The sequence below is a fragment of the Providencia sp. PROV129 genome, from assembly GCF_028482245.1.
Taxonomy (GTDB): Bacteria; Pseudomonadota; Gammaproteobacteria; order Enterobacterales; family Enterobacteriaceae; genus Providencia; species Providencia vermicola.
The window spans coordinates 193,989-216,904 of record NZ_JAMPQD010000016.1 but is presented as its reverse complement, the minus strand read 5'-3'; the positions used below and the strand labels follow the sequence as shown (position 1 = coordinate 216,904).

Here is a 22,916-nt window from a genome sequence, read left to right as displayed (position 1 = left end):
CCCCTTTTTTGCATTTTTTTTTCGTTCGCGTTTTTTTTAGCCAAAAAAGAAGTTATAAGCTAAATTGCACCCGATGATTGACTATTTCAGCAGCAATTTGTCCTTTACTCACGTAATATAGATATCCAAGAAATAAGATTTGAGATGAATTATGGAATTAAGTAAGCAACAAACGGCTTCGCAAAAAAATCGTTCTTATATTATTGCAGAAAATCTGGGCCAACAGATTTTAACAAGTGCCTATTTGCCTGATTCCATTTTACCAAGTGAATTAGAGTTATCAGAAAAGTACCAAGCCAGCCGAACTGCAATAAGAGAAGCCATCAAAATATTAGCTGCTAAAGGCATGGTATTAGCACGTCCTAAAATAGGAACTCGTGTTATGCCCTCATCAAATTGGAATTTTTTGGATCAAGATTTATTAACTTGGTGGGCAAATAGCGAAGAACAATCCGTTGTGATTAAACATTTCAAAATTGTTCGCCTCGCAATTGAACCCCAAGCTTGTTATCTTGCAGCTATACATGCAACACCCGAACAGAAGCAATCTTTACAGCTTTTAGCGAATGAAATGTTGTTACTCGCAAAAGAGTTCGATAGAGAACGTTGGGTAAAAGTGGATTACTATTTTCATTTAACAATTTATAAAGCCTGTGCAAACCCTTTTCTAATCTCTTTTGCTAATTTATTTCGTTCTATTTATCAACGTTATTTTGATGTCATTACTGACAATGAAGTTATCGAAGTTGATATCCACCAGCAATTAGCGAATGCCATTATCCAAGGTCAAAGTACCAAAGCTCTCGATTTTTGCTATAAGCTATTAACAGTGAACGAAAAATAACCTAACAAGATAACTTATCCCAGCGGGCTTTAACTTTTTAGATAGGTACTCGATGTTCAAAACAGCCAAAAATATGTCTGGCCTTCCATGGATTGCGGCAATGGCCTTTTTCATGCAGGCGCTTGATGCCACTATTTTGAATACGGCTTTACCTGATATTGCGAAAAGCCTTCATCATTCACCCCTTGCAATGCAATCTGCCGTTGTTAGCTATACATTGACGGTTGCATTGCTAATTCCTATTAGTGGATGGTTTGCTGATCGGTTTGGTACTCGCCGTATCTTTATTTTAGCCGTTTCATTATTTTCTTTCGGTTCTTTACTTTGCGCCCTTTCCCCATCATTGAATTTTTTAGTGACTTCCCGAGTTATTCAAGGAATTGGTGGTGCAATGATGATGCCCGTTGCTCGATTAGCATTAATAAGGGCGTATCCACGTAGTGAGTTATTACCGATATTAAACTTTGTGACCATCCCAGGATTAGTCGGACCAATATTAGGTCCACTGTTAGGTGGTATATTGGTTACTTATGCCACATGGCATTGGATATTCATTATTAATATTCCTATTGGTGTTTTAGGTATTTTTTATGCTCTAAAACACATGCCTGATTTTAAAATGCCAAAACGAAAATTTGATACGCTCGGATTTTTATTATTTGGTTTTGGTTTAGTCATGCTTTCCGTTAGCTTGGATTTATTTGGCGATAAAGCGCTACCTGCATCTATTCCTGCAGCGATTACTGTTGGCGGTTTTCTTTTCTTATTGTTGTATGTTTTCCATGCAAGACGTATTAAGCATGCAATCATCCCATTAAATTTATTTAAAACTCGAACATTTTCGATTGGTATCAGCGGTAATATTGCTACGCGTCTAGGTACAGGCAGTATTCCATTTTTAATGCCATTAATGCTACAAGTTGGATTTGGTTATGAAGCGGTTGTCGCTGGAATGATGATGGCACCATTGGCTATTGGCTCAATAATAGCAAAATCAGGGGTCACAAAAATCCTCACTAAATATGGATACCGTAATACGTTATTTGTGATCACTGTAATTATTGGGTTAATGATTGCCCAGTTCTCATTGCAATCCCCGAGTATGTCTATTTATTTATTAGTTGTGCCATTATTCATATTAGGAATGGTCATGTCAGTTCAGTTTACTGCGATGAATACCATTTGCTTAGCGGATTTAACAGACAATAATGCAAGCGCAGGAAATAGTATGTTAGCCGTCACCCAACAACTATCCATTAGTTTTGGCATTGCCGTGAGTGCCGCGATATTGAATTTCTATGATGGCCAACCTAATAGTAATACCGTGGATAATTTCCACTATACCTTTATTACTATTGGTGTGGTTACACTGGTTTCCGCTTTTGTCTTCTTATTATTAAGTAAAACCGATGGTGATAACTTAATTAAAGGAAAAACCAAAAAAGCTAAGAATTCACCTTCTTAACAGACTGGCGCTCGATAAGCTCAGGGGTGAGTACTAACACACTGGTCTCTGCCTCTGGGTTATCCATTCGATAAATCAGTTGATTAACCGCTTGTTGCCCTAACTCATCTTTTGGTTGATGAATGGTTGTTAATGGTGGGATCATATAAGAAGAAAGATCGATATCATCATAACCGACAATCGAAATATCATCAGGCACTTTCATCCCCTTTTGGAATATTGCCTGATAAGCCCCAACTGCCATGGCATCATTACCCGCAAAAATAGCTTGAGGTGGGATAGGTAATTCAAGTAATGCATTCATTGATTCAAAACCACCAGCGAATTCAAAATCACTGAAAATCAGATAATCTTCATCAATTTTAATGCCGGCGTCATTCATTGCTTGAATAAAACCTTGGTGACGGGCTCTTGCTGGTGATTTATCTTGCGGCCCTGCAATGCAAGCAATACGAGTGAACCCTGCATTAATTAAGTAGCGAGTAGCCATTTCGCCCCCTAAAAATGAGTTATCTTGGATAACATCACCGCCAGATTCAAATGGCGACCAGTCCATCATTACCGTCGGTACCGCAGGATAACGAGCCAGTACCTCTTTTGATGGCCCTTGAACTTCAGTACACATGATCAATAACCCATCTACCCGCTTTTGTAATAGGGTCTCTAAACTATGATTCATCCGTTGAAGGTCACCTTCTGTGTTGCACAAAATCAAGCTATAACCACGCTCGTAGCAACTCCGTTCTACACCTCGCACCACTTCCGCATAAAATGGGTTGTTACTGGTTGTTAGCAACATTCCAATTGTATTCGTGCGATTCATTTTTAAGCTTCTCGCCAATGCCGAAGGGGCGTAATTTAGCTCTTCAATTGCATTTTTAACGCGCAGAGTAATACTCTCACTAACGTAGCGATTTTGATTGATAACGTGAGAGACGGTGGATGTCGACACACCCGCAAGGCGAGCCACATCTTTCATTGTTGCCACAAGTTAATCCTATTGAGCTAAAAATTGGTCAATTTCTTTGCGCCATGGAACTGAAGGCTGAGCACCTGGGCGCGTTACTGCTATCGCCGCCGCCGCATGGGCAAAAATAATAGCATCTTCATCAGCCTTACCTTCTAGTAAAGCGGTAACGTATGCCCCATTGAATGTATCACCTGCCGCAATAGTATCCACTGCTTTTACGCGAAACCCCGCAATTATTTTACCTTGTACGCCTTTTTCACTATACCAAACCCCGCGAGCCCCCAAAGTAATCATCACTTTACTGATCCCTTTTTGGTGTAATACTTCTGCCGCTGCTTGGGCACCTTGGTCATCATTAACGGCAATCCCCGTTAAATGTTCCGCTTCCGTTTCATTCGGGGTGATAATATCCACCAGCGTTAGTAATGAGTCTGGTAATGATTGCGCTGGAGCTGGGTTTAAAATGACTTGAGTATTGTTTTTCTTTGCAATTTCAGCAGCCATCTGAACAGTTTCAATCGGTGATTCAAGCTGCATTAAGACGGCATCTGCCTCAATAATTTTTTGCTGATATTGCGCGAGTCTCTGCGTTGTTAGTTGCGCATTGGCACCCGCATTGATACCAATGATGTTTTCCCCTTGTTGATTGACATAAATCAGAGCAACACCTGTCGTTTCCTCTTTAATCGCATCAATGCATTCCGTTTTAATATTATCGAGATGAAGCTGTTTTTTTATACTTGCACCAATATCGTCATCACCCACACAGGCTATAAAGGTTATGTCAGCACCACTACGACCAGCAGCTACAGCTTGGTTTGCACCTTTTCCACCAAAGGCAACTTGGTAACTGTCGCCACGAACAGTTTCACCTGGCTGTGGGAATTGCTTAACATTCAAAATATGATCAGCATTAATACTACCTAGAACTACCAGTTTTGCTGTACCCATAACATTTATATCCTTTTTATTGTGACTTTATAACCACAAAACCAATAAACCGCCGCAAATGCTGTCGCGGCGGTTACTTTATCTTATTGTTTTACCACTAATTCCAATTCAACAGGAACAGTTGCTTCAACTTTTTCGCCTTTTAAGACTTTATCGGCAATCTGCACGCCGACAATACCAATTTGATCAGGACGCTGTGCGATTGTTGCGCCTAATTTACCGCCTTCTACGGCTTTAATGCCATCATTCGTGCCATCGAATCCTACAACTAAAACATCAGTACGACCCGCAGTTTGCAGTGCTCTTAATGCTCCCAGTGCCATTTCGTCATTTTGAGCAAAGACGGCTTGAACCGCTGGGTGTGCAGTAAGCAGGTTTTGCATGACGTTAAGGCCTTTGGTTCTGTCGAAGTCCGCAGGCTGACTCGCCAGTAAATTAAATTTGTGCTCTTTCGCACCCATATTAAAGCCTTCACCACGTTCACGCGCGGCTGAAGTACCTGAAATTCCTTCTAGTTGAATAACTTTGGCTTCGCTACCTGTTTTTTGTGCAATATAATCCGCCGCCATTTTACCGCCCATACGGTTATCTGAAGCAACGTGACTGACTACCTCACCTTTATTCGCAGCTCTATCTAAGGTAATGACAGGGATTTTTGCTTTGTTTGCCATTAAGATAGAGTTACCCACTGCATCAGAATCTGTTGGGTTGATTAGCATCAATTTAGTTCCACGAACCGTTAAGTCCTGAACGTTTGCCAATTCTTTGGCAGGATTATCTTGTGAATCTAAGACAATCAGTTCATAGCCCAGTCTGTCCGCTTCTTTTTGTGCACTATCTTTCATTGTGACAAAGAAAGGGTTGTTCAATGTTGAAATCACTAACGCAATACTGTCTTTTGCCATCGCATTAACACTAACGGTTGCACTCAGTGCAACAGCTGATAACAATGTAGCTAATTTATTCAGTTTCATAATCGTTTTCCTGTAGGGTTATTTTTTATTATCAACAAGTACCGCAAGTAAGATGACGACCGCTTTGACAATCATCTGATAGTTAGACGAAATACCTAATAAGTTTAAGCCATTGTTTAAGAAACCTAGGATCAATGCACCAATCAACGTGCCGACAATACGCCCTTTTCCGCCTGCAAGGCTTGTACCACCGAGTACAACCGCTGCGATAGCATCCAATTCATACCCATTACCTGCCATGGGTTGAGCCGATGACAAACGTGCAACTTCAATCACACTTGCCAGTGCCGCCAGTAAACCACATAAGGCATACACAATAATTTTGATGCGATCGACGTTAATGCCTGATAAGCGAGTTGCTGCTTCATTGCCACCTAGCGCATAGATATAACGACCTAATCGAGTGTGATGCAACATGTACCATGCCGCAGCAAAAACAATGATCATTAACCAAACTGGGGTAGGAATACCTAATGGACGACCAATACCAAACCAACCAAATAAATCTGCATTATCACTAAAACCTGTATTAATTGGGCTTCCATCGGTATACACACGAGTAACACCGCGCAATAAAAGCATCATCACTAATGTTGCAATAAAGGCTTGAACTTTCCCTTTCGCGACAATGACCCCAGTGCATGCACCAATAGCCGCGCCAAGTGCTAGAGCGCCAGCAACAGCAACTAAAGCATTAACTTCAGCGCCCACCATTGATGCGGCGACTGCGCCAGTCAGTGCAAGTAGTGAGCCCACCGACAGGTCAATCCCTGACGTTAAGATAACCAACGTCATGCCTACCGCCATGATGGCGTTCACTGACGTTTGCTGCAAAATATTGAATAGGTTATTCACCGTAAAAAAATTAGGGCTTAATGTTGATACGATAGCAATTAAGACTAATAGCGCAATTAACGATTTTTGCTCCATTAGCCAAGCTTTGCTGAACCAGCGTTTTGATGATGCAGTTGTTGAACTCATACTGATAACTCCTGAACTGAGCCGTAATTTTTACCCACTGCGGCAGCCATTAAGGCTTCCTGAGTCGCGTCTTTGGCTGTGAACTCACCGCTGATATGACCTTCGTGCATCACCAATATGCGGTCACTCATTCCAATCACTTCAGGCATTTCTGAAGACACTAAAATGATGCTCAGCCCTTCTTTCTTAAATTGGTTAATTAGCTGATAAATTTCTTTTTTTGCCCCCACATCAACACCACGCGTTGGTTCATCAAGGATCAACACCTTTGGTCTAGTCATCAATCCTCGGGCGATAGCCACTTTTTGTTGATTTCCGCCAGAAAGGTTGCCAATGATTTGGTCCATTGATGGGGTTTTTATATTGAATAACCTAATGAAATCACTGACAGTTTGTTGCTCTTCACCATGTTTCAGGCTTCCACCTGCACGGCTGAAATATCGTAATGCCGTTAATGACATATTTTCCTTAACTGACATGCCTAGGACTAAACCGTCCCGTTTACGGTCTTCAGAAATATAAACAATGCCATTATTAAGGCCATCTTGCGGGGTTTTTAACGTGATAGGTTTACCATCAAGGCTGATAGTGCCTGCTTTCTTTGGTGCGGCGCCATAAATAATTTTCATCAGTTCGGTTCGCCCTGCGCCCATTAAGCCTGAAACGCCTAAAATTTCACCACCTTTCAAAATAAAACTGGCGCTTGTTACTCCAGGGCCTGAAACACTTTCGAGCTGTAAACGGGTATCGCCTGCTTGAACATCTACGCGTGGGTATTGGTCTTCAAGTTTTCTTCCCACCATCATTTCAATCAGTTTTTCTTCTTCTAATTCGCTAACGGGTTTTTCGCCAATAAACTGGCCATCGCGAAAAACAGTCACATCATCGCAAATTTCAAAAATTTCTTTTAAACGGTGAGAGATATAAACAATACCGCAGCCTTGTGCTTTTAAGTCTTCAATAACGCGAAATAATGATTCAGTTTCCGTATCAGTGAGCGCATCTGTCGGCTCATCCATGATGATCACTTGGGATTGAAAGCTGAGAACCTTGGCAATTTCCACCATTTGTTGCTCACCAATAGAAAGCTCTGCAATGGTTTGGTGGCTATCATAATCAAGGTTAAGACGTTTTAGCAGTTTGTCCGATTCACTGAACATTTTTTTCCAGTCTATTTTGCCAAACGCACTGACAAACTCGCGTCCAAGGAAAATATTTTCTGCAATAGTCAGCTCAGGGATCAGGTTTAATTCTTGGTGAATAATACCAATACCCGCTTCTTGGGAACTTTTAGGCCCATTAAACGCCACTTCTTTGCCAAGAAAGCGAATTTTACCTGCGTCTTTTTGATAGATCCCCGTAAGCACTTTCATCATGGTTGATTTACCAGCCCCATTTTCCCCCACCAGCGCCATGACTTTTCCAGGATAGACATTTAATGTCGCACCACTGAGCGCTTTCACACCTGGAAATGATTTATCGATACCGATAAGTTCTAATAAAGGTTGCATAGTCACCTCAGAAAGTCACACCAGAACAAAGGATTATATTAGCAAATGGCGAACATTCCCCTGTTCTAATGACCGCTTTGCTGTCATGCGTCAGCTGTTTAAAGCGCTCATGACTACAATAGATAATTTCGATTTGATTGCCTTGCACAGTTTGTAGGTCATTCAAATGCGTTAAAATTGCCGTTTCCATGGTGGGATTCATCGCGCTAATTTCTTCAGCAATAATGGCTTTTTCTACCTGCATTTCTTGCGTAACGACCCGCAAAACAGCCATGAAATCGGGTAATCCTTGCGTTATTGCTAAATCAATCCGCTCAGGCCCTGTTGAAATGGGCAAACCTGCATCTGCCAGTGTGATTTGATCTGTATGACCTAATTTAGCAATCACTGAGGTAATATTGGCATTAAGCAGAACACCTTTTTTCATTTTTTCACCGCCATTCCTGATAAGCGAAACGTTTCGCTCACCTAATCATAGTTTAGATGAGTCACAACTCAATATTGATGATTGATATTTGTGATCGGTATCGAAACGTTTCGTTGGCGTTAAAGAAATAAAAAAGGATAACTAATTGAATAGTTTATAGCTGAATCGTTTCTATTGATTTATAAATAAACACACAAAAAAACATTCACAAACAATCAAAAACCCTTAAACACAATTATTGATAATAAATGCCATTGAATTTCATTTTTACCCTAATTTATGTTGGTATGGCAACTGTAATTTAAGATAAGTTGAATTATTTATCTTTAATAGTTGCAACAAGGAATAAAAAATGAATATGACATCGTCAATAAAATCAGTTAATCCAGCAACAAACAAAGTAGAAAAGATTTATGAAGAAATGAGTGCGGAGCAAGTCGATACAATTCTCACCAAAGCAGATACCGCCTACCTGACTTGGAAAAAAACCTCATTTACAGAGCGAGCGGCAATTTTACATAACATAGCAAAAGTTATGCGAGATAAAAAAGAACTTCTCGGAAAAATATGTACAACAGAAATGGGAAAGCTATTAAGTGAGTCAATAAGCGAAGTGGAATTATGCGCAAATATTTTTGACTATTATGCAAATGAAGGAAGCCGTTTATTAGCGGATAAAGAAATTGATGTTAAACACGGAAAAGCCTTCTTAACTTATGAACCAATCGGAGTACTCCTGACGGTTCAACCATGGAATTTCCCGTTTTACCAAATAACTCGAACAGCTGCCGCTAATTTAATGGCAGGAAATACCATTGTTTTAAAACATGCTTCAAATATTCCTCAATGTGCTGAAATGATGGAAAAAATATTTATTGAAGCAGGACTACCGGATGGGGTTTACAATAATTTATTCATTCCTGGCTCAAAAGTTTCTGCTCTTGTTTCAGATGAACGAGTCAAAGCCGTATCTTTAACAGGTAGTAAACCTGCAGGTTCCAATTTTGCCTCTGAAGCCAGTAAAGCAATAAAAAAATCAACCCTTGAGCTAGGGGGAAGTGATGCTTTTATTGTACTAGCTGACGCAGATATTGATAGCGCGGTTGCGTCAGCGACTGCTGGCCGTCTATGGAATGCAGGGCAGGTTTGTGTTTCACCAAAACGTATTCTTGTATTAGAAAACGTTGCGAAAGAATTTATCGCAAAAGCAAAAGCAATCTATGAAAAAATTATTGTGGGTGATCCAATGGACCCAGCCACGCAACTTGCTCCATTAAGTAGTGAAAAAGCGGTGAATGAAGTTGTTCATCAAGTTGAAGTAGCCGTAAAAGAGGGAGCAACACTGGTATTTGGAGGTAAGCGATTAGATCGTGAAGGGGCATTTATGCAACCCACAATACTGACAGATATAAAACCGAATATGAAAGCGTATTATGAAGAAATATTTGGCCCAGTACTTTGTATTTATGCTGTAAAAAATATAGATGAAGCCATTCAATTAGCTAACGCGACTGAATTTGGTTTAGGTGGAACTGTCTTTGGTAAAAATGAAGCTGAAGCGATAAAAGTGGCTCGCCAAATAGTTTCAGGGATGATTTATATCAATCATCCGACAGGAATTGCCCCGGAACTCCCCTTCGGTGGAACTAAGCTTTCTGGTTATGGTCGAGAACAATCACTTGCGGGAATTCGTGAGTTTGTGAATGAAAAATTAATTCGGGTTACCACGCCAGATGCACCTTATTAATCATTTTTAATCTTCAGTTAGGGCTCATGTTTTTTATAGACATGAGCCCTAGCCTATTCAAATCAGCCTTATTCCTACTCAGATTTTCTCGCCTTAATACAGCTACACACGATTTAAATCAAATAACACAAAAGAAAAATGACAAAATTGATTGCGCTGTTTATAAAAGGGCAGATAACCTAAAAATTAAGCGTAACTTAAACATTATTGAATTTTGTTATTCAATGAAAAGGAATATCGATGCAATTATCTGAACGAATAGCTCAATTAAGCAATTACCTTGAAAGTGGTTTATATGAACGCCAGCAAGCTATTCGTTTGTGCTTATTAGCCACACTCAGTGGTGAAAGCGTATTTCTATTAGGCCCTCCAGGGATTGCTAAAAGCTTAATTGCACGAAGAATGAAATATGCCTTCCGTCATGCCCATGCATTTGAGTATTTAATGACGCGCTTTTCGACGCCTGAAGAAATTTTTGGGCCGTTATCTATTCAAGCTTTAAAAGACGAAGGGCGCTATGAACGCCTAACCAAAGGTTATTTACCTGATGCTGAAGTGGTTTTCTTGGATGAAATCTGGAAAGCGGGTCCAGCTATTCTTAATACACTATTAACGGCTATCAATGAACGTAAATTCCGTAATGGTGATGAAGAAAAAGCTATCCCCATGCGTTTGCTCGTCACGGCTTCGAACGAATTGCCTGATGCAGATAATAGTTTAGAAGCCCTTTTTGACCGCATGTTAGTGCGTATCTGGCTTGATAAAGTACAGGAAAAACAAAACTTTCGGGCATTATTAACAGGAAAATCATCATTAGAAGAATCTCAAATCCCTGAGCATTTAAAAATCAGTGATGAAGAATACCAACAGTGGCAACAAGAAATCCCTAAAATTACGCTGCCCGATCACTGTTTTGAGCTGGTCTACCAGCTACGCCAGCAATTGGACGCCACTGACAAGCAAGTTTATGTCTCGGATAGACGTTGGAAAAAAGCCATTTATTTATTACAAGCAAGTGCATTTTTTAATGGCCGTAGCAGTGTTTCTCCCCTTGATATTGTGCTTTTAAAAGATTGCCTGTGGCACGATATGCAATCTATGAATGCATTACCGCAGTTAATTCAATCACTTTTACAAGAAGAAGGTTGGCAGCAGCGTAAATTCACCCGTGAAATTGAGCAAATTTACCAACAGTGGATGTCATCTACGCAAGATCAAAACAGTCAAGATGCCTTTAAAGTGAATAAAAACAATGCGATGTTTGCCCGCAAGGCCTCATATGTGCTGCCTGAGTATGTTCAGGAAGGACGGATCACGCTGTTTTTACATCGTCCATTGCAATTGCATAATATGAAAGTGACATTTGTTACCACAGACAAAAAAGCACTCACTTTATTTTTAAATAAAGGTACGACGTTATCCGCACATTTAAACGGTATTGGTTTTGCACAAGAAATTGCCGCTGAAGTGAATAATTTAAATCAGATACAGTTATTAGATATAAGCCATCAATCATCAACATTATATATCCAAGATAAAACAGTGACACAAACCTCCACATCAAATAACCAAGAATGGTTAGATAAGCTGGATAACATTCAATCTGATATTCAAGGCGCTCGCTATCAATTTGAAAAGCAGCAACCCAATCTTTTTATTGAACCCCATTGGTTGGCAGATATTGAGCAAAGTTTTCTACAACTTTCAGAAAAATTAACGCAATTACGTAATCAGATCACAGGGAAAGTGGCTGAATAATTATGATGAGTTTAGCCACTCTGGAGATGCTGCTTTCGGTTAATGAAAGCCAACTAATTGAAGAGATTATTATCTCGCTCCTTGCTACACCGCAATTAGCGGTATTTTTTGAAAAACACCCTCGTTTAAAAAAAGCATTGTTAAAAGACTTATCCAGTTGGAAAACAGACCTGAAACAGCGCTTACAAGATGCGTTAGTTCCCGCGCAACTTTCTGAAGAGTTTGAGTTGTATCGACAATCCCTTGGTATCTCAACGGATGCTTTTTTTACGCGGCTTCCTTCTGTAATAGAAAGGCTTAACCAAATTGACTCGCCGTTTTACCGAGAAGCAAATCAATTACAAAGTGGTAAAATTGAAAATCGCAGTGCAAGGCAAGCTTTGTTTGTACAAAAGTGGCGAGTCAGCTTAATTTTACAAGTCACCACCCTGCATAAAGAGTTATTAGAGCAAGAAAAAGAGCAATTGCTGGCGGAATTGCAACGCAGGTTAGCCTTGAGTGGAAATTTAGAAGATATTTTGGGTGAAAATGAGCGGGCAGCAGGACGTTTGTGGGATTTAAGCAAAGGGGTGAATATGACCTCTACTTATAATGACCAGTTGTTAAATCGCTACAGTGAATTTTTACGTCAGCAGCCTGAACTCGAAAAAATAGCTCAATTATTAGGGCGCAGCCAAACAGCGCAAGCTATTCCTGATGATAGCGTGGTTTTAGAACCGATGACCATCATGGAGAAAGTACCAGAGACAGTGCCTGAACAAGTTAATGGCTTAAACCAAAGCGATGATATTTTGCGTTTATTACCCGCTGAACTTGCGATGTTGGGTATCGAAGAAATTGAATTTGAGTTTTATCGAAAATTACTGGAAAAGCAGCTATTAACTTATCGATTGCAAGGGGATAGCTGGCAAGAAAGAAAAGTACTACGCCCTATTACACATCACCATGATGAAGAGCAACCTAGAGGACCATTTGTGGTGTGTATTGATACATCAGGCTCAATGGGCGGGTTAAATGAGCGTTGTGCAAAGGCATTTTGCCTTGCGCTAATGAAAATTGCGTTAGCCGATAACCGCGCGTGCCATGTGATGCTGTTTTCTACGGATATTGTGCATTACGATTTATTATCTGCAGATGGGCTGGAACAATGCATTCGGTTTTTACATCAAACATTTAAAGGCGGAACAGACCTTGCAGCATGTTTGCAAGAGACAACCGTTAAACTAGAGTCTAAGCAATGGATGGATGCTGATGCTGTGGTCATTTCTGATTTTGTAGCTCAACGTTTGCCCGATGAACTCATTCAAAAAATAAAAACCATGCAGAAGAAAGGGAAATACCGCTTCCATGCGGTATCTGTGTCAAACTATGGGAAACCCGGCATCATGAAAATCTTCGACCATATTTGGCGCTTTGACACCGGGTTAAAAAGCAGGCTTTTACGCCGCTTTAGTCGCTAACTACATTCATTAACTACAGCATACCTTCAACTGACTCTTGCATTTCAGCGCCCCACACACCACATTGCACTTGGCCAATGTGTTGACGTTGTAAAAGCAGCATCACTAAACGTGATTGACCAATACCACCACCGATAGTTTGTGGCATTTCACCTTTAACTAACGCTTGATGCCACTCTAATTCCATACGTTTTTCATCGTCAGTTAGCTTTAATTGACGAATCAAACACTCAGGGCTGACGCGAATTCCCATTGAAGAAAGCTCAAATGCATCCTGTAAAACAGGGTTCCACACAATGATGTCGCCGTTCAAACCACAAAAACCGTCTTCGTTTTTTGTTGTCCAGTCGTCATAGTCTGGCGCGCGAACATCATGTGATTCACCACTGGATAACTTACCACCGATACCAATTAAGAATACCGCACCTAATTCTTTTGCAATTGCACGTTCACGCCCTTTCGCATCTAAATCAGGGTAGCGTTGTAACAATTCTTCACTGTGAATAAAGTGGATTTGGTCTGGCAGGAACGGTGCCAATCCAAATTCTTTACTTACGGCAGCTTCTGTTTCTTTTATTGCCTTATAGATTTTACCCACTGTCTGCTTCAGATAAGGAAGTGTACGTTCCTCATCTGCCATCACTTTTTCCCAATCCCACTGATCGACATAGACGGAGTGGATTGGAGTTAAGCGATCCTCGTCCGGACGCAACGCTTTCATATGTGTGTATAAACCTTGACCTTTACTAAAACCAAAACGACCTAACGTTTTACGTTTCCATTTAGCCAAAGAATGCACCACTTCAAAGGTTGCACCTGGAATTGATTTCACTTTCACTTGAACGGCTTTTTCACTGCCTGATAAGTTGTCTTGAGTACCATCGCCTAAACGACTTAGGATTGGTCCTTGAACTTCAATTAAACCTAATTCTTTTTCAAGTAAACGTGAGAAATAGGATTTTACAAAACTAATTTGTTGCTGATGTTCAATGAATGATTTGTCCATAATTTATTACCCATAATTTGTTTGCTGTATTAGCTGATGTATAGATTAAGCAACAAAATGAGGTATAAATTCAATATCCATCATTAAAAAAAGCCTTTCCTATTTATTTCAATCAAAAAAACAGGTATAAAAATGAATAATCGTTAAAATAGAGGTAAAATAATGCCAGAAAATTATCAAATCGATAATCTCGATCGTGACATACTTCACGAATTAATGAGAAATGCACGTACACCTTATGCAGAATTAGCCAAAAAATTTGCAGTAAGCCCAGGGACAATTCATGTCCGTGTCGAAAAAATGAAGCAAGCAGGGATCATTAAAGGCACCCGTATTGATATAAACCCAAAACAGTTAGGTTTTGATGTCTGCTGCTTTATTGGCATTATTTTAAAAAGTGCAAAGGATTACCCAACAGCATTAAAAAAATTGGATGCCTTAGAAGAAGTGGTCGAGGTGTATTACACAACTGGTCAATACAGCATTTTTATTAAGGTCATGTGCAAATCAATTGATGCCCTGCAAGACGTACTTATCAACAAAATTCAAACAATTGATGAGATTCAATCTACGGAAACCCTGATCTCCTTACAGAACCCGATCTTACGTACAATCAACCCTTAGAAAAAAAAATGATATAACCACATTATCCACAGGTAGATCCCAGCTCATTCACAGCGTACAATAGCGCCCTATTATTGTGAAAGAGAATCACCATGACAAAAGTAACCTTAATAAGTGGCAGTACAATGGGCAGTGCAGAGTACGTTGCTGAGCACATGGCTGAGATTTTAGAAGAACTTGGTTATGAAACAGATATTCAACATGGCCCAGAGCTTGATGATTTAACACTTGAAGGCATTTGGCTGGTGGTGAGTTCGACTCACGGAGCAGGTGATCTACCTGAAAGTATTCAACCGTTCTTTGATGCTATAGAAGAAAGCTCACCAGATCTCAGCCAAGTGATGTTTGGTGCTGTTGGGATCGGTAGCTCGGAATATGACACTTTTTGTGGTGCGATCCACAAACTAGATACCCTATTAAGCGAAAAAGGGGCTAAACGGATCGGTGAATGTTTTGAAATAGACATCCAAAAACACGAAATCCCAGAAGATCCCGCAGGGGAATGGGTTAAAATTTGGGCAAACGAACTATAATTTGGTCAAAATAGCATCAGTCAGCTGTGGATAACTCAGGGTAGATCCCTTTATTAACCCGTAGTTATCCAGAGTATAAGTTTTAGGGCCACCAAGGCCTGTGCATAAGTACCCATTTTGATCCCAGCTTATACGCAATTGGATCACGGATCATTCACAGTATATGATCCTTTACATTTTTATGATCTTTAAAGTGAAAATCCACTTATCCACAGAAACCGATGATCCTAATAAAAGATCTAATAAAGAGATCTTTAAATAAAAAGATCTTAATATTATATAGGGGAGAAACCTAAGCTTGGTCTCTTCCTCAAACTTGAGTAGAATTCTCTCCTCAAATGCACAGTCAGCATTTTCTAACGTTTAAGGTTCACACATGTTTTATCCAGAGCAATTTGACGTCATCGTAATTGGTGGTGGTCATGCCGGTACTGAAGCAGCAATGGCAGCTGCACGTATGGGGCGTCAAACCCTATTACTGACTCACAATATTGATACATTGGGCCAGATGTCTTGCAACCCAGCCATCGGTGGGATCGGTAAGGGGCATCTGGTCAGAGAAATTGATGCTCTTGGTGGTTTAATGGCCACAGCAACTGACAAAGCTGGCATTCAATTTAGAACATTAAATGCCAGCAAAGGCCCTGCTGTTCGAGCTACTCGAGCACAAGCGGACCGCGTTCTCTACCGCCAAGCGGTTAGAACAGCTTTAGAAAACCAACCTAATCTAATGATTTTCCAACAACCTGTTGAAGATTTGATTGTTGAAAACAATCAAGTCACAGGAGCGGTTACTCGCATGGGCTTAAAATTTAAAGCCAAAGCAGTCGTCCTAACTGTTGGGACTTTCCTGGATGGAAAAATTCATATTGGATTAGAAAACTACAGCGGTGGTCGTGCAGGTGATCCACCATCAATTTCCCTTTCTCAGCGTTTAAGGGAATTACCATTACGTGTTAACCGTTTAAAAACGGGAACACCACCGCGTATTGATGCAAGAACTATTGATTTCAGTCAGTTAGCTCAACAGCTAGGTGACGACCCAATGCCCGTATTTTCATTCTTAGGTTCGCAAGATCAACATCCACAACAGATGCCTTGCCATATCACTTATACCAATGAAAAAACGCATGATGTGATCAGAAATAACCTTGATCGTAGCCCAATGTATGCAGGGATCATCGAAGGGATCGGCCCTCGCTATTGCCCATCGATCGAAGACAAAGTCATGCGCTTTGCAGACAAAGACTCACACCAAATTTTCTTAGAGCCAGAAGGTTTAACCAGTAACGAAATCTATCCGAACGGGATTTCCACCAGCTTGCCTTTTGATGTGCAAATGCAGATCGTGCACTCTATGAAAGGGATGGAAAATGCAAGGATCATTCGTCCTGGTTATGCAATAGAGTATGATTTCTTTGACCCACGCGATCTCAAACAAACTCTGGAAAGCAAATTTATTAATGGCTTGTTCTTCGCTGGTCAAATTAATGGGACTACAGGTTATGAAGAAGCGGGTGCACAAGGGTTACTTGCAGGCTTAAATGCTGCACAACATGCCTTTGGCTTAGAAGGCTGGTTCCCACGCCGTGACCAAGCATATATGGGGGTTCTGGTTGACGATCTTTGCACACTCGGCACTAAAGAACCATATCGTATGTTTACCTCACGTGCAGAATATCGTTTGATGTTACGTGAAGATAACGCAGATTTACGTTTAACAGAAAAAGGCCGCGAGTTAGGCTTAGTCGATGATATTCGTTGGGCTCATTTCAACAACAAAGTTGAACTGATTGAAAAAGAACGTCAACGTTTGAAAGACATTTGGGTTCATCCTAAATCGGATAACCATACAGAGATTGATGGCATCTTAACCGTTCCTTTATCCAAAGAAGCTAACGGTGAAGATTTATTACGTCGTCCTGAAATGACTTATCAAATGCTAACTACGCTAAACTTATTTGCGCCTGCAATTGATGATCCACAAGCCGCTGATCAAGTTGAGATTCAAGTTAAATACGAAGGTTATATTGCGCGTCAGAAAGAAGAGATCGAAAGACAGCTGCGTAATGAAAACACTTTGTTACCTGTTGATCTTGATTACAAACAAGTGAAAGGCTTATCTAACGAAGTTATGGCAAAGCTGAACGATCACAAACCAACATCGATCGGCCAAGCTTCGCGTATTTCGGGGATCACCCCTGCAGCAATCTCTATTTTGCTTGTATGGTTGAAAAAGCAAGGCATGCTACGCCGGAGCGCTTAACATGGATTTATTATCAAAACTCAATCAATTGCTTGCAAAAACAGATATCGATTTAACGGAAAAGCAAAAACAGCAGTTAGTTAATTACGTTGGGTTATTAGTTAAATGGAATAAAGCCTATAACTTGACCTCTGTGCGTGACCCACAACAAATGTTAATTCGTCATATCATGGATAGCATAGTGGTGAACGGTCAACTCAACGGGCAACGGTTTATTGATGTTGGAACGGGCCCTGGTTTACCAGGCGTTCCTTTGGCTATTGTTCGACCTGACGCCCATTTTGTTTTATTGGACAGTTTAGGGAAGCGTGTACGCTTTTTAAAACAGGTTCAACATGAGTTAGGACTAACTAACATTGAACCTGTTCAATCGCGAGTTGAAGAGTACCCTGTTGGAAATGGTTTTGATGGAGTCATTAGCCGCGCATTTGCATCACTGAACGATATGCTAAGCTGGTGCCACCATTTACCGTCATCGGATGGACGTTTTTACGCACTTAAAGGTATCATTCGTGATGATGAAATGGTTCTGCCAGAAGGGTTTGCTATTGAGTCTATCACTGAACTTCAAGTGCCAGAACTTGATGAACAACGCCATTTAGTTAAAATTTCGATGAAATAAAGTTGCTTTCTATCAAATTATTTTATCTTTTAGAGCGATAGCCGAATGTTGAAAAACGGACGGCTATTTTTCGTTTTGAGCAAATAACAAAAACTCAGATTTTACGCATTATTTACACGGCAATAACGAATAGGTTTCAAAAATAATACGTTGAATGGAAAAAGTGAATGTAAATGCCTATTTTAACTTAATCGATTTAGCTAATAAAATAGTTAACAGTGAAATATTTGATTTATAGATTCGTTATTTAGCTTAAAAAATGTATTTCTTAATTATTTGATTTACAGATTAAATCTAATTTTTTTTGTGAAGAAAGTTGAAGGAATAAATAAAGCAAATAAAGCCAAATGTGATTAATGTCACAATTAAGTGAATGAATGTAGCAATTCATTAACTATTTATTAATTATTACAGCGACAATTCTGCGCTGACTCGAAAAAATTAAATATTTATTCACCTTTTCGCTACTTACTGATTGAATTCATTTCGCCTGCCCGTATAATTTGCACGTTTTTGTCTCTTGACACATTTACGCAAAGGCAGTTTTATACAACACTTAGCGTTTCTGAGGCTGAGAAGAGCTGGGAGTATACAAAAAGTTATGTCTGTATCCCTTTATGACAACAAGCATGCTGTAAAGCAGTTGTCTGTTCAGTTTATAACTTTAGTGATCCTCAGTGGGGCTTTCTGTGCAAATAGTATAGAATGGGGGGCCTCTGCTCTTGCTGGTGGGTTAGCATGCTGGTTACCAAATATCGTATTTATGCTGCTAGCACAATTTCAGAAAGCAAAAGAAGAGGATGAACCTGTCCGCATTGCCTGGTTCTTAGCATTAGGAGCAGGGCTAAAGGTTGTTACAACTATCGTTGTTTTAGTTGTTGCTTTCGGTGTGTTCAAAGCGTCATTAACACCACTGGGTTTGACCTATTTAGCGGTGCTAATTGTTCAGATTGTTGCACCAGCCGTTTTTAAACGGTAAGTATTTTTAAACTACAAAAGGGTAAGAGGCATCATGTCTGCATCAGGAGAAGTGATGACTACAGAGGATTACATAGGCCACCATCTGAGAAACCTTCAGTTGGACCTGAGTACCTTTAAGTTGGTCGATCCCCACGCTAGTCCAACATTTTGGACGTTGAACATTGACTCGCTTTTTTTCTCAGTAGTTCTCGGGGCTCTGTTCCTGTGGCTATTTAGAAGAGTTGCAGCCAATGCGACTAGTGGCGTACCCGGTAAGTTACAGACTGCAATAGAACTGATCATTGGTTTCGTTGATAACTCAGTCCGTGATATGTATCACGGTAAGAGCAAAGTTATTGCTCCTTTAGCATTAACGGTGTTCGTCTGGGTATTCTTAATGAACCTGATGGATTTACTCCCAATTGATTTCCTTCCGTATATTGCTGAGCATTATCTCGGGTTACCTGCACTACGTGCAGTACCAACCGCAGATGTTAGTGTCACTCTATCGATGGCAATTGGTGTGTTTATCCTAATCCTCTTCTACAGCATCAAGATGAAAGGAATTGGCGGATTTACTAAAGAGCTCACAATGCAGCCTTTTAATCATCCTGTCTTTATTCCAGTCAACTTGATTCTTGAAGGGGTAAGCCTGCTGTCAAAACCTGTATCACTCGGTCTGCGACTGTTTGGTAACATGTATGCAGGTGAATTGATCTTTATTCTTATCGCGGCTCTGCTTCCGTGGTGGTCACAGTGGTTGTTAAGCCTACCTTGGGCTATCTTCCACATACTGATTATTACGCTACAAGCCTTTATTTTTATGGTTCTGACTGTTGTCTATCTGTCGATGGCATCTGAAGAGCACTAATTTTATTAATCAATAATTGTATTAACTGAAACAAACTGGAGACTGTCATGGAAAACCTGAGTATGGATCTGCTGTACATGGCTGCCGCTGTGATGATGGGCTTAGCGGCGATCGGTGCTGCGATCGGTATCGGCATCCTAGGTGGTAAATTTTTAGAAGGTGCTGCTCGTCAGCCAGATTTAATTCCTCTGCTGCGTACACAGTTCTTTATCGTAATGGGTCTGGTCGATGCTATTCCGATGATTGCTGTTGGTCTGGGCTTGTATGTAATGTTCGCTGTTGCCTAATTAACGTAGAACATTAATTCACTAATGAATAAGAGGTATTGTCTGTGAATCTAAATGCAACAATCCTCGGCCAGGCTATCGCGTTTGTCCTGTTTGTTTGGTTCTGTATGAAGTATGTATGGCCACCGATTATGGCGGCCATTGAAAAACGTCAAAAAGAAATTGCTGACGGCTTATCTTCTGCAGAACGTGCTAAAAAGAACCTGGAACTGGCGCAAACCGACGCAACCGACCGACTGAAAAAAGCGAAAGCTGAAGCTCAAGTCATCATTGAACAAGCGAACAAACAGCGTGTTCAAATGATTGATGAAGCAAAAGCAGAAGCAGAAGCAGAACGTGCAAAAATCGTCGCACAAGCGCAAGCTGAAATTGATGCTGAGCGTAAACGTGCACGTGAAGAGTTACGTAAACAGGTTGCGATGCTTGCTATCGCAGGTGCCGAGAAGATCATCGAACGTTCCGTGGATGAAGCTGCTAACAGCGACATCGTTGATAAACTAGTCGCTGAACTGTAAGGAGGGAGGGGCATGTCTGAAATCGCTACTGTAGCTCGCCCCTACGCCAAAGCAGCTTTTGACTTTGCTGTGGAAAACCAAGCTGTCGAAAAATGGCAGAATATGCTGGCCTTCACCTCACTGGTGACGCGCAATGAACAGGTTGGTGAGCTGCTTTCTGGTTCTATTGCACCAGAAACATTAGCTAAAACGTTTATCTCTGTTTGTGGAGATGAAATTGACGAGCATGTTCAGAATCTGATTCGTGTGATGGCAGACAACGGGCGTTTAACGACGCTACCAGAAGTATTAGCTCAATTTATTCAATTGCGCGATGCTTTGGAATCAACCATTGAGGTTGATGTCATCTCTGCTAACGAACTGAGCGAACAGCAGTCAGCTAAAATTTCTGCAGCGATGGAAAAACGTCTGTCACGCAAAGTTAAGCTGAATTGCAAAATTGATAAGTCTGTTATTGCTGGAGTGATCATTCGTGCTGGAGACCTCGTTATTGACGGGAGTATCCGCGGTCGCTTAGAGCGTTTAACTGACGTCTTGCAGTCTTAAGGGGACTGGAGCATATGCAACTGAATTCCACCGAAATCAGCGAACTGATCAAACAGCGTATTGCTCAGTTCGATGTTGTGAGTGAAGCTCACAATGAAGGTACGATTGTATCCGTTAACGACGGTATCATTCGTATTCACGGTTTAGCCGAAGTCATGCAGGGTGAGATGATCGCACTGCCTGGCAACCGTTACGCTATCGCATTGAACTTAGAGCGTGACTCTGTTGGTGCGGTTGTCATGGGTCCTTATGCCGACTTGGCAGAAGGCATGAAAGTTAAATGTACTGGTCGTATTCTTGAAGTTCCAGTAGGCCGTGGCCTGTTAGGACGTGTTGTGAATACACTGGGTCAACCAATTGATGGTAAAGGTCCTGTTGATAACGATGGCTTCTCACCTGTAGAAGTTATTGCACCAGGCGTTATCGATCGTCAATCCGTTGATCAACCTGTACAGACTGGTTATAAATCAGTCGATGCGATGATTCCAATTGGTCGTGGTCAGCGTGAGCTTGTCATCGGTGACCGTCAAACAGGTAAAACTGCTTTGGCAATCGATGCGATCATCAACCAACGCGACTCAGGTATCAAATGTGTGTACGTGGCTATCGGCCAGAAAGCGTCTACTGTTTCTAACGTAGTTCGTAAACTGGAAGAGCACGGCGCACTGCAAAACACTATCGTTGTTGTTGCTACAGCATCTGAATCAGCTGCTCTGCAATACTTAGCACCATATGCTGGTTGCGCGATGGGTGAATATTTCCGTGACCGCGGTGAAGACGCACTGATCGTATACGATGACCTGTCTAAACAGGCTGTTGCATACCGTCAAATTTCACTGTTGTTACGTCGTCCACCAGGACGTGAAGCTTACCCTGGTGACGTTTTCTATCTGCACTCACGTTTACTTGAGCGTGCTGCTCGCGTTAACGCTGAATACGTAGAAAACTTTACGAAAGGTGAAGTTAAAGGCCAAACAGGTTCACTGACGGCTCTGCCTATCATTGAAACCCAAGCTGGTGACGTTTCTGCATTCGTACCAACAAACGTAATTTCGATTACAGATGGTCAGATCTTCCTGGAATCTAACCTGTTTAACTCTGGTATTCGTCCAGCGGTTAACCCAGGTATTTCAGTATCTCGTGTTGGTGGTGCTGCTCAGACTAAAATCATTAAGAAACTGTCTGGTGGTATCCGTACTGCACTTGCTCAGTATCGTGAACTTGCAGCGTTTGCTCAGTTTGCTTCCGACCTCGATGACGCGACTCGTAAACAGTTAAGTCATGGTCAAAAAGTCACTGAACTGCTGAAACAGAAACAGTATGCACCGATGTCAGTAGCAGAGCAGGCACTGTCTCTGTTCGCGGCAGAACGTGGATTCTTGGATGATGTTGAGTTAGCGAAAATTGGTGCGTTTGAAGCTGCTTTAGTTTCTTTTGCACAGCGCGAGCATGCTGACCTTATGAACGAAATTGGCCCGGCTGGTAGCTATAACGATGATATCGAAGGCAAGTTGAAAAAACTGCTCGAATCATTTAAAGCAACTCAGTCCTGGTAATACTATTCGGCCCGAATTTTTAGGGCCGTCTGGTTAATAAGG

The 22,916-nt window shown here is 41.0% G+C and carries 22 protein-coding genes; 15 read left to right on the top strand and 7 right to left on the bottom strand.

All coding sequences use genetic code 11. The annotated features are described in order from the left end of the window. The first annotated feature begins 151 nt into the window (after positions 1-151). Together PSF27_RS12880 and mdtD are read left to right on the top strand one after the other, a co-directional pair. The gene (locus tag PSF27_RS12880) at positions 152-844 is read left to right on the top strand and encodes a FadR/GntR family transcriptional regulator (protein WP_206085482.1); all 693 of its coding nucleotides are present in this window, start codon (positions 152-154) and stop codon (positions 842-844) included. Between the two features lie 52 nt (positions 845-896). Beyond that, complete coding sequence (gene mdtD, locus PSF27_RS12875) at positions 897-2,309, top strand: multidrug transporter subunit MdtD (RefSeq protein ID WP_272681602.1); 1,413 nt, start codon at positions 897-899, stop codon at positions 2,307-2,309. On the opposite strand, the gene rbsR is transcribed toward mdtD, so the two are convergent. From rbsR to rbsD, 6 genes are all read right to left on the bottom strand, one after another. Further along, positions 2,290-3,297: a ribose operon transcriptional repressor RbsR gene (gene rbsR, locus PSF27_RS12870; protein WP_371007462.1), complete on the bottom strand. Its 1,008-nt coding sequence runs from the start codon at positions 3,295-3,297 to the stop codon at positions 2,290-2,292. The two genes, mdtD and rbsR, sit on opposite strands and share 20 nt — an antisense overlap. Before the next feature lie 9 nt (positions 3,298-3,306). Next, positions 3,307-4,230: a ribokinase gene (rbsK, locus tag PSF27_RS12865; protein ID WP_206085484.1), complete on the bottom strand. Its 924-nt coding sequence runs from the start codon at positions 4,228-4,230 to the stop codon at positions 3,307-3,309. An 83-nt stretch (positions 4,231-4,313) separates the two neighbouring features. Continuing rightward, positions 4,314-5,204 carry a ribose ABC transporter substrate-binding protein RbsB gene (rbsB, locus tag PSF27_RS12860; RefSeq protein WP_272681601.1) on the bottom strand — a complete coding sequence of 297 codons (891 nt, stop codon included), beginning with the start codon at positions 5,202-5,204 and terminating at the stop codon, positions 4,314-4,316. A gap of 18 nt (positions 5,205-5,222) precedes the next feature. Then, the gene (rbsC, locus tag PSF27_RS12855) at positions 5,223-6,185 is read right to left on the bottom strand and encodes a ribose ABC transporter permease (protein WP_047756542.1); all 963 of its coding nucleotides are present in this window, start codon (positions 6,183-6,185) and stop codon (positions 5,223-5,225) included. Beyond that, positions 6,182-7,696 carry a ribose ABC transporter ATP-binding protein RbsA gene (gene rbsA, locus PSF27_RS12850; protein ID WP_272681600.1) on the bottom strand — a complete coding sequence of 505 codons (1,515 nt, stop codon included), beginning with the start codon at positions 7,694-7,696 and terminating at the stop codon, positions 6,182-6,184. Before rbsA ends, rbsC begins: the two co-directional genes overlap by 4 nt. A 7-nt stretch (positions 7,697-7,703) precedes the next feature. Further along, positions 7,704-8,123, bottom strand: a complete 420-nt coding sequence (rbsD, locus tag PSF27_RS12845) for a D-ribose pyranase (RefSeq protein ID WP_206085496.1) — start codon at positions 8,121-8,123, stop codon at positions 7,704-7,706. Between the two features lie 352 nt (positions 8,124-8,475). On the opposite strand from rbsD, the gene PSF27_RS12840 reads away from it, so the two are divergent. The 3 genes from PSF27_RS12840 to viaA all read left to right on the top strand — a co-directional run bounded on the left by PSF27_RS12840 (position 8,476) and on the right by viaA (position 13,088). After that, positions 8,476-9,870, top strand: a complete 1,395-nt coding sequence (locus PSF27_RS12840) for an NAD-dependent succinate-semialdehyde dehydrogenase (protein WP_272681599.1) — start codon at positions 8,476-8,478, stop codon at positions 9,868-9,870. A 240-nt stretch (positions 9,871-10,110) separates the two neighbouring features. Further along, positions 10,111-11,628 carry an ATPase RavA gene (gene ravA / locus PSF27_RS12835; protein ID WP_272681598.1) on the top strand — a complete coding sequence of 506 codons (1,518 nt, stop codon included), beginning with the start codon at positions 10,111-10,113 and terminating at the stop codon, positions 11,626-11,628. A 2-nt stretch (positions 11,629-11,630) separates the two neighbouring features. Then, complete coding sequence (gene viaA, locus PSF27_RS12830) at positions 11,631-13,088, top strand: ATPase RavA stimulator ViaA (RefSeq protein WP_272681597.1); 1,458 nt, start codon at positions 11,631-11,633, stop codon at positions 13,086-13,088. A gap of 13 nt (positions 13,089-13,101) precedes the next feature. Here viaA and asnA read toward each other — a convergent pair whose 3' ends face one another. Then, entirely contained in the window at positions 13,102-14,094 is a 993-nt protein-coding gene (gene asnA, locus PSF27_RS12825) for an aspartate--ammonia ligase (RefSeq protein ID WP_272681596.1), read from the bottom strand. Positions 14,095-14,256: 162 nt separating this feature from the next. Between asnA and asnC the strand changes: the two genes are divergently transcribed. The 10 genes from asnC (at position 14,257) to atpA (ending at position 22,874) form a co-directional block, all read left to right on the top strand. Then, complete coding sequence (gene asnC / locus PSF27_RS12820) at positions 14,257-14,718, top strand: transcriptional regulator AsnC (RefSeq protein WP_206085513.1); 462 nt, start codon at positions 14,257-14,259, stop codon at positions 14,716-14,718. A gap of 92 nt (positions 14,719-14,810) precedes the next feature. Then, entirely contained in the window at positions 14,811-15,251 is a 441-nt protein-coding gene (mioC, locus tag PSF27_RS12815; RefSeq protein WP_206085515.1) for an FMN-binding protein MioC, read from the top strand. 376 nt (positions 15,252-15,627) lie between these two features. Continuing rightward, the gene (mnmG, locus tag PSF27_RS12810) at positions 15,628-17,517 is read left to right on the top strand and encodes a tRNA uridine-5-carboxymethylaminomethyl(34) synthesis enzyme MnmG (RefSeq protein ID WP_206085517.1); all 1,890 of its coding nucleotides are present in this window, start codon (positions 15,628-15,630) and stop codon (positions 17,515-17,517) included. 1 nt (position 17,518) lies between these two features. Further along, positions 17,519-18,139: a 16S rRNA (guanine(527)-N(7))-methyltransferase RsmG gene (rsmG, locus tag PSF27_RS12805; protein WP_206085519.1), complete on the top strand. Its 621-nt coding sequence runs from the start codon at positions 17,519-17,521 to the stop codon at positions 18,137-18,139. Positions 18,140-18,740: 601 nt separating this feature from the next. Then, the gene (atpI, locus tag PSF27_RS12800) at positions 18,741-19,118 is read left to right on the top strand and encodes a F0F1 ATP synthase subunit I (RefSeq protein WP_206085521.1); all 378 of its coding nucleotides are present in this window, start codon (positions 18,741-18,743) and stop codon (positions 19,116-19,118) included. Between the two features lie 33 nt (positions 19,119-19,151). Next, positions 19,152-19,970 carry a F0F1 ATP synthase subunit A gene (gene atpB / locus PSF27_RS12795; protein WP_042846803.1) on the top strand — a complete coding sequence of 273 codons (819 nt, stop codon included), beginning with the start codon at positions 19,152-19,154 and terminating at the stop codon, positions 19,968-19,970. Between the two features lie 47 nt (positions 19,971-20,017). Then, complete coding sequence (gene atpE, locus PSF27_RS12790) at positions 20,018-20,257, top strand: F0F1 ATP synthase subunit C (RefSeq protein WP_004093904.1); 240 nt, start codon at positions 20,018-20,020, stop codon at positions 20,255-20,257. A 44-nt stretch (positions 20,258-20,301) separates the two neighbouring features. Then, positions 20,302-20,772, top strand: a complete 471-nt coding sequence (gene atpF, locus PSF27_RS12785; protein ID WP_004906301.1) for a F0F1 ATP synthase subunit B — start codon at positions 20,302-20,304, stop codon at positions 20,770-20,772. A gap of 12 nt (positions 20,773-20,784) precedes the next feature. Further along, positions 20,785-21,318, top strand: coding sequence for a F0F1 ATP synthase subunit delta (gene atpH / locus PSF27_RS12780; protein WP_206085529.1), 534 nt, complete (start codon positions 20,785-20,787; stop codon positions 21,316-21,318). Positions 21,319-21,332: 14 nt separating this feature from the next. Continuing rightward, positions 21,333-22,874: a F0F1 ATP synthase subunit alpha gene (gene atpA / locus PSF27_RS12775; RefSeq protein WP_206085531.1), complete on the top strand. Its 1,542-nt coding sequence runs from the start codon at positions 21,333-21,335 to the stop codon at positions 22,872-22,874. Positions 22,875-22,916 lie beyond the last annotated feature (42 nt).